Here is a 12,719-nt window from a genome sequence, read left to right on the forward strand (position 1 = left end):
GCTTTGTAACAAATGTTATTATTAGTGTTAATTTGTAATAATTGTTACATAACTAAAGAACATTAAATTTAATTTGAAATTATGAAAAATTTATTAAAACTAGCAGTTGTACTTTTTACATCAGCAACATTTGCCCAAACAGGGCACATTATGCAAGGAGTTGGTGCATTTAATATGTCTATGGGTGGAGCTGCAACTGCACAACCTTTAGATATTAGTGGGGCTTTACAATGGAATCCTGCAGCGATATCTGTATTTGATGGAAAAATATTAAAATTTGACATTGGAGCTTTTTCAGGTTCTCCAAAATTATACTCTACAGTAACAGATCCGGGAAGTGGTTTTACTTTTAGTGGTTCTACTGAAGATGATAAAGGACTTTCTCCTATGCCTGCAATAGCTTATGTTTGGGGTAAAGAAGGTAGTAAACATACGTTTGGTGTTTCTGCATTTGGTATTAGTGGTTTTGGTGTTGATTTTCCTACTGAAAGCAATAATCCAGGTAGCCCAAATTTTAACCCAATGGAGCCAGCAAACCCAATTAACTTTCCACAAGAATTTAATGGTTTTGGTAATTTAGCTTCAGATTATATGTTGTTACAAATTGGATTTACTTGGGCATATCAAGTTTCAGAAAAGTTTTCAATAGGTATAGAGCCAACTATAAATTATGGAGCTTTAGAAATAGGCCCTAATCCTTTAGTAAGACCAGATTTTCCTGTTGCAATGGGTGGAACAGGTAAAGGATACCCATTAAGTGATAAAGCTTCGTCACTTGGTTTTGGTGCACAAATAGGGATGTTTTATGATACGCAAAGTGGATTTAAAATAGGAGCAGCTTATAAAACACAACAATATTTTGGAGCAATGAAATTTGATAGTAAATATTTAGATGGTACTGTAGCAAATGATGCTGAGTTTACAATGAACTATCCTGCTGTTTACTCTATTGGTTTGGGTTATTCAAAATCAAAATTTGATTTAGCTTTAGATTACCGTTATATAGATTATGAAAATGCAGATGGATTTGAAAAATCAGGATGGGAAATTGCAACTTCTGGTCCTGGAGCTGGTATGCCTACTGGTGCTGTTAATGGTTTTGGTTGGAATAGTATAAATGTTATATCAGCAGGAATACAATATAAAGGAATTGAAAAATTACCTTTACGCTTTGGATATACTTATAGTAGCAATCCAATTAAAGATGAATTGGCATTTTTCTCAATGCCTGCTAGTGCAATTATTAAACATGCATTTCAATTTGGATTTAGCTACCCTATTAATGATAACTTTATGTTAGATGCTTTATACCATCATGGAACTAGTGATGGGAAAACAGAAGGAACAATGCTGGATCCAACACCAGATGTTATGGGTGGTCCTTGGAATGCAGATACAAACCCATTAGGTGCTTTTCCAAGTTCAGTTGGATATGATATGACTACTGATCTTGTTATGATAGGTATCACCTATACATTTGATAAAAAATAAGTTCATTAAAGAATAATCAACCTACAAAGTTTATAAATTAAAAGTGGCTTCGAATTGAAGCCATTTTTTTTATGCAAAATTTAAAGAATTTAATTTAATTCATGTTTATTTGCATACTATAAAACTAAAATTTGATGTCCATAATTAATCATAAAATGCTCGTCACCCTAAACTTGTTTCAGGGTTTCATTAATATAAATTAGTTTGTTATAGAAATAAGCATGACGCGTAAATAAGAATGTAATCCAAAACTAAAAAAATGGTTTTTATAAAAAATAGTAAATTTCTTTATCTTTATGCACTCTTATTATTTGTTTTATCAGCAATTTATGGGGTGTTAATGAGATGGAATTTTACGTTTCCTTTGCAATTTGTAAATTATAAACACTTATTGCAAAGTCATTCTCATGTAGCATTTTTAGGATGGGGTTATATTACAACTATTGCAGCCATTCTTACAAATTTTGTTCAAATTCAAAATAAATATAAAAAAATTTATTCTATAACACTTATAACTATATTAGTTACCATTACTTTAATGTTAATTAGTTTTCCTTTAGGTGGTTATAAGACGTTTTCTATTGTGTTACTTTCAGTTTTTGGCATAACAAGTTATGTGCTGTCTTATAGAATTTTAAAGGATTTAAATGGAAATAGTATTGCTGTAAAGTTAATTAAATATGGTATTTATTATTATCTACTATCAAGCTTAGCAACCTGGTTTTTGGCTGGAGTTATTGTTACTCAGGGTAAAACAGATTTATACCATAACACAATTTATTTTTATTTACACTTTTTGTATAATGGGTACTTTGCTTTTGTGATATTTGGATTGTTATTTAAAATTTTCGAGAATCAAAATATCATATTCTCTAACAAAAATGCAGTAAATTTCTTTATCTATTTAAACATTGCTTGTTTACCAGCGTATGCATTATCTATTTTATGGAGTCATGTATCTTCAGTATTTTACGTGGTTGGTTTTGCTGCTTCAATATTACAGTTCATTTCACTAGTTTTTTTATTAAAAATACTGCGTCAAGCTTTAAAACAATTAAAATGGAATTCAATTTCTAAATTTTTATTAAAATTTGCAATGTTTGCCTATAGCTTAAAAATAATAATTCAAATTACTTCAGCATTTCCTTTTATTGTTGAAAAGTCATTAGCTTTAAAACCATTTTTTATTATTGGCTATTTACATTTATTTACATTAGCTTTTATGAGTGTTTTATTGCTTTTAATCTTAAATAAATTTCAAATAATATCGTTTAAAACGAAAGTTTCAAAATTGGGGATAATTACTTTTTTAGTTGGAGTTTTTGCAACTGAAACACTATTATTTTTACAAGGATTTTTATTTTTGAATAGACTCACTCCAATTAATAATTATAATTTATTACTATTAATTTTTAGTATATGCATGGTAGTTGGTTTATTACTATTGTTTGTAAACCAGTTTAAAAAGCTATCAGTTTAATATAAGTAACTTTGTCAATAACTTTTATTGCCCAATTAATTTTGGAATAGTACTTTTGGTTTTTAAAGAATTCCTGTGAATAATTACTTACAAAATCTTAACGAATCGCAACGAGAAGCTGTTTTACATAAAGAAGGCCCCATGATTATTATTGCTGGTGCAGGTTCCGGTAAAACACGTGTTTTAACGTACAGAATTGCTAATTTAATGCACAATAATGTTGATGCGTTTCATATCTTAGCTTTAACTTTTACCAATAAAGCAGCACGAGAAATGAAAAGCCGTATTGCAACTGTTGTTGGAGATTCTGAAGCTAAGAATTTGTGGATGGGTACTTTTCACTCGGTTTTTGCACGTATTTTACGTTCTGAAGGGCATCATTTAGGTTTTCCTTCTAATTTTACAATTTACGATACGCAAGATGCAGTCCGTTTGATTTCTTCCATTATTAAAGAAATGCAATTAGATAAAGATAGATATAAGGCAAAACAAGTTTTAAATCGGATTTCTTCTTTTAAAAATAGCTTAATTACAGTAAAAGCATATTATAACAATCCTGAATTAATGGAAGCCGATAAAATGGTAAGCCGTCCAAAAATTGGAGAAATTTATAACCAATACGTAGAGCGTTGTTTTAAAGCCGGTGCAATGGATTTTGACGATTTATTGTTAAGAACAAATGAATTATTAACACGTTTTCCTGAGGTTTTAGCAAAATATCAACACCGTTTTAAATATATTTTGGTGGATGAGTATCAAGATACAAATCATTCCCAATATTTAATAGTGAGGGCTTTGGCTGATCGTTTTCAAAATATTTGTGTAGTAGGTGACGATTCTCAAAGTATTTACTCATTTCGAGGTGCAAATATTCAAAATATTTTAAATTTTCAGCGAGATTATGATAAGGTCAGTATTTTTAAATTAGAGCAAAATTATCGATCTTCAAAAAATATTGTAGATGCTTCTAACAGTATAATTCAAAAAAATAAGACAAAATTAGACAAGCAAATTTGGACAGCTAATGATGCAGGTTCAAAAATAAAAGTAATGCGAACTTTTACAGAAGCTGAAGAAGGTAGGTTTATTGCAAATTCAATTTTTGATAATAAAATGAATTTGCAACTTAAAAATTCTGAGTTTGCAATTTTATATCGTACCAATGCACAATCTAGAGCCATTGAAGATGCACTTCGGAAAAAAGATATAAAATATAAAATTTATGGAGGGTTGTCTTTTTACCAACGTAAAGAAATTAAAGACACACTAGCTTATTTACGCTTATTGATAAATCATAACGATGAAGAAGCTTTGAAAAGGATTATAAATTATCCTGCACGTGGTATTGGTGCAACAACTATAGATAAATTATCGGTTGCAGCAAACCATTATAAAAAGTCGATTTTTGAGTTATTGTTAACGTTAAATCAGCTCGATATAAATATAAATGCAGGCACAAAAACAAAACTGTTGAATTTTGTTACAATGATGCAACATTTTCAAATTGAAGCACAAACAAAAAATGCTTTTGAAGTAGCCGAATTTGTAATTAAGCAAACTCGATTGGTTAAAGATTTAGAAAGTGATGGCACACCAGAAGGTGTTAGTAAAGTTGAAAATATTCAAGAATTATTAAATGGGTTAAAAGATTTTGTGGATGTTCAAAAAGAAAAAGAAGAAGAAGATTCTTTAGCTTTTTTTCTTGAAGATGTCGCCCTTGCTACCGATTTTGACAGTGAAAAGAAAGATGACACTCCAAGAGTTTCATTAATGACGATTCATTTGGCAAAAGGCCTAGAATATCCGTATGTGTACATTGTTGGTTTAGAAGAAAATTTATTTCCTTCAGCCATGAGTATGAATACAAGAAGTGAATTAGAGGAAGAACGAAGATTATTTTATGTAGCATTAACCAGAGCTGAAAAACAGGCATATTTAACGTATGCACAAACACGGTATCGTTGGGGAAAATTAATAGATTGTGAGCCAAGTAGGTTTTTAGAAGAAATTGATGAACAATACCTAGAGTTTTTAACGATTAAAGCACCTATTCCAAAACAACATAAATTTTTAGATGAAGATATTTTTGGAAGTGTACCTCAAAATAAAATTAGATTTAAAAAACCTGTTCAGCGTACACCAATAAAAAAGACAGTAGTACAAAAGCTACAATTTTCACCACCAAAAAATCTAAAAAAAGTTACAAAAGCGAACCTTTCACCTTCAAATTTATTCAATAGTTCTATCAGTATAGGCAATATTGTAACACATACAAAGTTTGGTAAAGGAGAAGTTATTAGTTTAGAAGGCTCAGGAGCAAATCAAAAAGCTGAAATAAGATTTGCTTCCGTAGGTGTTAAAAAATTATTACTACAATTCGCAAAGCTCACAATTATAAGCTAAAATATCATTGTGAAACCAATATTTATATTGTAATTTGCATCTTATAAAATAGAAGAAATAGATACATGGAATTTGATTTAGAATACAATGCGGACAGACCACATTTAATTATCCCAGAATATGGTCGTCATATTCAAAAATTAGTTGACTATTGCATTGCTTTGGATGATATAGCAGAACGAAATAAAATGGCAAAAGCTATTGTTGATGTTATGGGAAATTTACAACCTCATTTAAGAGATGTTCCAGATTTTAAGCATAAATTATGGGATCAGCTATTTATTATGGCCAATTTTAAATTAGATGTTGATTCTCCTTATGAAAAATTAAAAAAAGAAGCACTTTTAGAGAAACCAGAAAAATTAGAATATCCAAAATCAGCATCAAAATATAGATATTATGGGAATAATATACAAACTATGATTGATATGGCTTTAACTTGGAAAGAAGGTGAAGAACGTGAGGCATTATATTTTACAATTGCCAATCACATGAAAAAATGTTATTTAAATTGGAATAAAGATACAGTTGATGATGTTATTATATTTAAACACTTATTAGAACTATCGCATGGAAAAATAGATTTAAGTGATAAAAATGAAATATTATCAGAAGTAAAAGATTTATTAAGAAAAAGAAAGACAACTCATAAAAGTAACCACAAACAAAACTATAAACAAAATCATACAAATAGGCAAAGACCAAAGAAAAAACAATAAAATTAATGCAAATAAAAAATGGCTACATTTAAAATTGAAGGAGGTCATAAATTAAGTGGTAATATAACTCCTCAAGGTGCTAAAAACGAAGCTTTACAAGTTATTTGTGCAGTTTTATTAACAGCTGAAAAAGTTACAATTAGCAATATTCCAAACATTAGAGATGTCAATAAATTAATTTTTATTTTAGGGGAATTAGGAGTGAAAGTAAATAAAGTAGATACGAATACTTATACCTTTCAGGCTGACGAACTTGATTTAGATTATTTGGAATCAGATAAGTTTAAAAAAGATGGAAGTTCTTTAAGAGGTTCTATAATGATTGTTGGTCCATTATTAGCACGTTTTGGCAAAGGCTATATTCCACAACCAGGAGGTGATAAAATAGGTAGACGTAGATTAGATACTCATTTTGAAGGATTTATAAAATTAGGAGCTACTTTTAGATATAACCAAAACGAAATGTTTTATGGTGTTGAAGCCAATGAATTAATAGGAGCAAATATGCTATTGGATGAAGCTTCAGTAACTGGTACCGCAAATATTGTAATGGCAGCTGTTAAAGCAAAAGGTTTAACAACAATTTATAATGCTGCATGTGAACCATACTTACAACAATTGTGTAAAATGTTGAACAGCATGGGCGCTAAAATTAGAGGAGTTGGATCTAATTTATTAATAATTGATGGTGTTGATGAGTTGAAAGGTTGTTCCCATAGAATATTACCAGATATGATTGAAATTGGAAGTTGGATTGGTATGGCAGCTATGACAAAATCTTCAATTACTATTAAAGATGTTAGTTGGGATAATTTAGGCTTAATACCTCGAATTTTTAGAAAAATTGGAATTAATTTAGAGCGTAGAGGCGATGATATTTTTATTCCAGAACAAGATAGTTACGAAATTCAAAATTACATAGATGGTTCAATTTTAACAGTATCAGACGCTCCTTGGCCCGGTTTTACGCCAGATTTATTAAGTATTATTTTGGTGGTTGCAACGCAAGCAAAAGGAAGTGTTCTTATACATCAAAAAATGTTTGAAAGTCGTTTGTTTTTTGTTGATAAACTAATTGATATGGGAGCAAAAGTAATTCTTTGTGACCCGCACAGAGCAACAGTTATAGGTATGAATCATGAATTTTGTTTGAAAGCAACAACAATGACTTCACCTGACATTAGAGCAGGTATTTCTTTACTAATTGCAGCACTATCAGCAGAAGGTACAAGTACAATTCAAAATATAGAACAAATAGATAGAGGTTATCAAAATATAGATGAACGTTTAAGAGCTATTGGAGCCAAAATTACAAGAATCGATTAAGATTAGTTTTAACTCCAAAAAATAACTATTGAAATTCCTATGAAAATAGGAATTTCTTGCATTTTATAGAGGTATAATTTAATAAATAAATATAAGTGTCATATTGGCATATTAAAAAAAATGGCAATACTTTTGCAGACATTAAAATATTAAATTTTTGAAGTAAAAAGCATGAGCAAAAAAAAGGTAAATAAAGAAGATAAAAATTTGGAAGAAAAAGAAGTTCAGCAAGAAGAAACTATAGAAATTAGTATTGAAGAGCAATTACAAAAGGATGTTATTCAAGAAAAAGATAAATTTTTACGTTTATTTGCTGAATTTGAAAATTATAAAAAGCGCACATCAAGAGAACGAATAGAACTATTTAAAACTGCCAATGAAGATTTAATGACAGTTTTATTGCCAATATTAGATGATTTTGACAGAGGTTTAGCAGAAATTAAAAAGGTAAAAGATAAAGAATTGCTAAAAGGTATGGAGTTAATTAAAAATAAACTTCAAAATTCCTTAGCTCAAAAAGGATTAAGCCATATAAAAGTAAAAAAAGGTGATACTTTTGACGTAGAATTGCATGAAGCCATCACTCAAATTCCTTCACCATCAGATGATTTAAAAGGAAAAGTTATTGATGTAGTTGAACAAGGTTATAAATTGGGAGATAAAGTAATAAGATATCCTAAAGTTGTTATAGGACAATAATTCGAAAAAAATGAAGCAAGATTACTACGAAATATTAAGCATTTCAAAAAATGCTACACCCGCAGAAATTAAAAAAGCGTATAGAAAAAAAGCAATAAAATTTCATCCAGATAAAAACCCTGGAGATAAAGTAGCTGAAGAAAATTTTAAAAAAGCAGCTGAAGCTTATGAAATTTTAAGTGACGACAATAAAAAAGCTCGCTATGATCAATATGGTCATGCAGCATTTGAAAATGGAGGTGCTGGAGCTGGTGGTTTTGGTGGCGGAGGAATGAATATGGAAGACATCTTCAGTCAATTTGGTGATATTTTCGGTGGTGGATTTGGTGGGAGTTTTGGAGGTGGAGGCTCTCGAGGAAGAGCTCGTGTTAAAGGTAGCAACTTACGTATTAGAGTGAAGTTAACACTTGAAGAAATTGCAAACGGTGTAGAAAAGAAGGTTAAAGTTCGTAGAAAAATTCAAGCTGATGGTGTTACATTTAAAACGTGTACTACCTGTAATGGTCAAGGACAGGTGATGCGTGTAACAAACACTATTTTAGGCCGTATGCAAACGGCTTCTACATGTCCTTCATGTCAAGGAGCAGGTGAAATTCTAGATAAACGTCCTAAGGGAGCTGATAGTAGTGGGCTTGAAGTAAAGGAAGAAATAGTTTCAATAAAAATACCAGCAGGAGTTACAGAAGGTGTTCAATTAAAAGTAAATGGAAAAGGAAATGCAGCTCCTGGTAAAAATTCAATAGATGGTGATTTAATTGTTGTTATTGAAGAAATTAAACACGATACGTTAAAAAGAGAAGGCACAAATTTACATTTTGATTTATATATTAATTTATCAGAAGCAATTTTGGGTGCAAGTAAAAATATTGATACTGTTTCGGGAAAAGTTAAAATTAAAATTGAACCAGGAACACAATCAGGTAAAATATTACGATTAAGAGGTAAAGGTTTACCAAGTATAGATCATTATGGAAATGGTGATTTGTTAGTTCATGTGAATGTTTGGACACCTCAAAATCTTTCGAAAGAACAAAAAGAATTCTTCGAGAAAATGAAGAATGATGAAAATTTCGAACCAAATCCTTCAAAATTTGATAAATCTTTTTTTGAAAAAGTTAAAGACATGTTTTCTTAAAATAAAGAAATTATTTTTTTTTAAAAGAAAAAAAAGTATATTTGATAAAGGTTATTAGTGAAATATCTAATAATACTTTTTCTTTTTCATAGCAATTTTCCCACTCACACTGTGAGTGGGTTTTTTTTTGAATAATTATTAACCTATTTTTGCAGTATTAAGTAGGTCGTCTTATCGTTCCGTTTTTACGGAGAGGAAAGTCCGGACACCAAAGAGTAAGCATAGCGGGTAACACCCGTCCAGCGCAAGTTGAGGACAAGTGCAACAGAAAGCAAGTACAGTTCGGCTGTAGTGAAACCAGGTAAACTCTATGCGGTGAAATGTCACGTATATTGAAATTTTAGAGTTACTCGCTCTATTTCAAGGGGTGGGCAGCTTGAGTTATAGAGTAATTTATAGCCTAGATAAATGATAAGAACTTTTAAGTACAAAATCCGGCTTATAGACCTACTTAATTTTATCATATTCTTAATATTTGTAATGTTTTAGCTAGTGTTTTTTATGTATTTAGAAAAAAACATGGTTTTTAATATTTATATATTTAAAAATGCACTTGATATTGTGAAATATTTAATTCAGAACATCATTTTTTGTAACTTCGCATAGATAAAATAATTAAATAAAAATATATAAAATATGGCTTTTGATATTAAAATGATTAAAGGTGTTTATAACCGAATGACTGAAAGAGTTGATACAGCTAAAACAGTTGTAGGTAAACCTTTAACTTTAGCTGAGAAAATATTATACAATCACTTGTGGGATGGAAATGCTGAAACTGCATTTACTAGAGGAAAAGATTATGTGGATTTTACTCCAGATAGAATTGCTTGTCAAGATGCAACTGCTCAAATGGCTTTATTGCAGTTTATGCAAGCAGGTAAAAGTAAAGTTGCAGTACCAACAACTGTACATTGTGACCATTTAATTCAAGCAAAAATTGGTGCCGATAAAGATTTGCAAAACGCACTAAATACAAGTAGTGAAGTATTTAACTTTTTAGCTTCTGTTTCTAATAAATATGGAATCGGGTTTTGGAAACCAGGAGCAGGAATTATTCATCAAGTAGTCTTAGAAAACTATGCATTCCCAGGAGGAATGATGATTGGAACTGATTCTCATACTGTAAATGCAGGTGGTTTAGGAATGATTGCTATCGGTGTTGGTGGTGCTGATGCCGTAGATGTAATGGCAGGAATGCCTTGGGAATTGAAATTTCCGAAGTTAATAGGAATCAAATTAACAGGAAAATTATCTGGATGGGCTGCACCTAAAGATGTTATTTTAAAAGTTGCAGGCATATTAACTGTAAAAGGTGGTACGGGTTGTATTGTTGAATATTTTGGGGAAGGAGCAAAATCTTTATCTGCAACTGGAAAAGGAACTATTTGTAATATGGGTGCTGAAATTGGAGCAACTACATCTACTTTTGGTTACGACGCATCTATAGAACGTTATTTAAGAGCTACAAATCGTAATGAGGTTGCTGATGAAGCAAATAAAATAGCTTCTTATTTAACAGGTGATGATGAAGTATATGCAAATCCTGAAAATTATTTTGATCAGGTAATTGAAATAAATTTAGATGAATTAAAACCAATATTAAATGGACCATTCTCTCCAGATCTAGCAACTCCTGTTGGTGAAATGACTGAAAAAGCTACTAAAAATGGTTGGCCTTTAAAAGTTGATTGGGGATTGATAGGTTCTTGTACAAATTCTTCTTACGAAGATTTATCAAGAGCTGCTTCTGTTGCAAAACAAGCAGTTGATAATCATATTGTTGCAAAAGCTAAATTTGGGATCAATCCAGGTTCTGAGCAAGTGAGATACACCGCTGATAGAGATGGATTGTTAGATATTTTTAAAGATTTAAATGCTAAAATATTTACAAATGCTTGTGGACCTTGTATTGGACAATGGGATAGAGAAGGAGCAGATAAAGAAGAAAAAAATTCTATAATTCACTCTTTTAACCGTAATTTTTCAAAAAGAGCTGATGGAAATCCTAATACGCATGCTTTTGTAGCTTCACCTTCTATGGTTGCAGCAGTAGCAATTGCAGGTAGATTAGATTTTAATCCAATGACTGATAAATTAATAAATCAAAATGGAGAAGAGGTTATGTTAAAAGAACCTGTTGGTTTTGAATTACCTCCAAAAGGTTTTGATGTTAAAGATCCAGGTTATGTAGCACCAATAAAAGATGGTTCTAATATTAACATTATTGTTAATGATGATTCTAAAAGGTTACAATTATTAACGCCTTTCATTCCGTTAGGTAGTGAAATTAAAGGAGCTAAATTATTGATTAAAGCCCTTGGAAAATGTACAACAGACCATATTTCAATGGCAGGACCTTGGTTACGTTTTAGAGGTCATTTAGATAATATTTCAAATAATTGTTTGATTGGTGCTGTAAATGCTTTTGGTGAAGCAACAAATAAAATTAAAAATCAATTAACAGGTGAAGTAGGTGCTGTGCCAGATGTTGCAAGAGCGTATAAAGCTGCAGGTGTGCCAAGTATTGTAATTGGTGATCAAAATTACGGTGAAGGTTCTTCTAGAGAACATGCTGCTATGGAACCTCGTCATTTAGGTGTGGTTGCTGTTATTGTAAAATCATTTGCACGTATTCACGAAACAAATTTAAAAAAACAAGGAATGTTAGGGTTAACTTTTGCTAATGAAGCAGATTATGACTTAATTTTGGAAGATGATACATTTAATTTCTTAGATTTAAATGAATTTGCACCAGAAAAACAATTAACATTAGAAATTGTACATGCTAACGGTAATTTAGATACTATTAAATTAAACCATACTTATAATGCAGGTCAAATAGAATGGTATAAAGAAGGCTCTGCATTAAATTTAATTAAAAAGGGAAATGCATAGTTAGTTTTAACTTTAATTTTTTAAAAGGGAAACTTTAAAGTTTCCCTTTTTTTATTCAAATAAAAACCTAAACTATTATTTTTTTAGAGAATTAGTATTAGAATTTTTTGTAACTTTTTCCATTAAAATAGTTTTTATGAAAATTCTCCATATCAGTGCTGAATGTTATCCAATAGCAAAACGAGGAATCACTTAAGTAAATTATGGTATGGGTATAAAATTATTAGTTTGACATTAGAGCCTCCGTTAGGTGGTATATTACAGTTGTATGTCATGCTAAAACCCACTCATAAATAGAATATTTGAAATTTGCACATGCCAATATTAAACCTAAAACTACAAAAGAACTATTTTTAAATCATCACTCTTATTGAAATTATAATTTTAGTATATGACAAAAAAAGAAGACTACAATTAGCTTTGCAAATATAATATTTTCTAGATATTATCCGCAATATTACCTAAAATATTTTATCTTTGTATTATGAAATTATCAGAATTCTATAAATATTTTCCTGATGAATCGGCTTGCTGTCAAATATTGAGATGTATTAGAGAGCAAGAAGGT

At 30.3% G+C, this 12,719-nt stretch carries 8 protein-coding genes and 1 other RNA gene; all 9 read left to right on the forward strand.

Going from position 1 to position 12,719, the window contains the following annotated elements; all coding sequences use genetic code 11:
* Positions 1-81 precede the first annotated feature (81 nt).
* The 9 genes from QM495_RS10385 (at position 82) to QM495_RS10425 (ending at position 12,151) form a co-directional block, all read left to right on the forward strand.
* Positions 82-1,491, forward strand: coding sequence for an OmpP1/FadL family transporter (locus tag QM495_RS10385; RefSeq protein ID WP_408672041.1), 1,410 nt, complete (start codon positions 82-84; stop codon positions 1,489-1,491).
* 259 nt (positions 1,492-1,750) lie between these two features.
* The gene (locus QM495_RS10390; protein ID WP_408672042.1) at positions 1,751-2,971 is read left to right on the forward strand and encodes a hypothetical protein; all 1,221 of its coding nucleotides are present in this window, start codon (positions 1,751-1,753) and stop codon (positions 2,969-2,971) included.
* Positions 2,972-3,046: 75 nt separating this feature from the next.
* On the forward strand, positions 3,047-5,374 hold the full coding sequence (locus QM495_RS10395) for an ATP-dependent helicase (RefSeq protein ID WP_408672043.1): 2,328 nt from the start codon (positions 3,047-3,049) through the stop codon (positions 5,372-5,374).
* Between the two features lie 65 nt (positions 5,375-5,439).
* Positions 5,440-6,093, forward strand: a complete 654-nt coding sequence (locus QM495_RS10400; RefSeq protein ID WP_408672044.1) for a DUF4290 domain-containing protein — start codon at positions 5,440-5,442, stop codon at positions 6,091-6,093.
* 18 nt (positions 6,094-6,111) lie between these two features.
* Positions 6,112-7,419: a UDP-N-acetylglucosamine 1-carboxyvinyltransferase gene (gene murA, locus QM495_RS10405; protein WP_408672045.1), complete on the forward strand. Its 1,308-nt coding sequence runs from the start codon at positions 6,112-6,114 to the stop codon at positions 7,417-7,419.
* A 171-nt stretch (positions 7,420-7,590) separates the two neighbouring features.
* Positions 7,591-8,118 carry a nucleotide exchange factor GrpE gene (locus QM495_RS10410; protein ID WP_408672046.1) on the forward strand — a complete coding sequence of 176 codons (528 nt, stop codon included), beginning with the start codon at positions 7,591-7,593 and terminating at the stop codon, positions 8,116-8,118.
* A gap of 10 nt (positions 8,119-8,128) precedes the next feature.
* Positions 8,129-9,253, forward strand: coding sequence for a molecular chaperone DnaJ (gene dnaJ / locus QM495_RS10415; protein ID WP_408672047.1), 1,125 nt, complete (start codon positions 8,129-8,131; stop codon positions 9,251-9,253).
* A 158-nt stretch (positions 9,254-9,411) separates the two neighbouring features.
* An RNA gene (gene rnpB, locus QM495_RS10420) (RNase P RNA component class A) lies at positions 9,412-9,711 on the forward strand.
* A gap of 178 nt (positions 9,712-9,889) precedes the next feature.
* The gene (locus QM495_RS10425; protein WP_408672048.1) at positions 9,890-12,151 is read left to right on the forward strand and encodes an aconitate hydratase; all 2,262 of its coding nucleotides are present in this window, start codon (positions 9,890-9,892) and stop codon (positions 12,149-12,151) included.
* Positions 12,152-12,719 lie beyond the last annotated feature (568 nt).

Source organism: Lutibacter sp., from assembly GCF_046055765.1.
Lineage (GTDB): Bacteria > Bacteroidota > Bacteroidia > Flavobacteriales > Flavobacteriaceae > Lutibacter.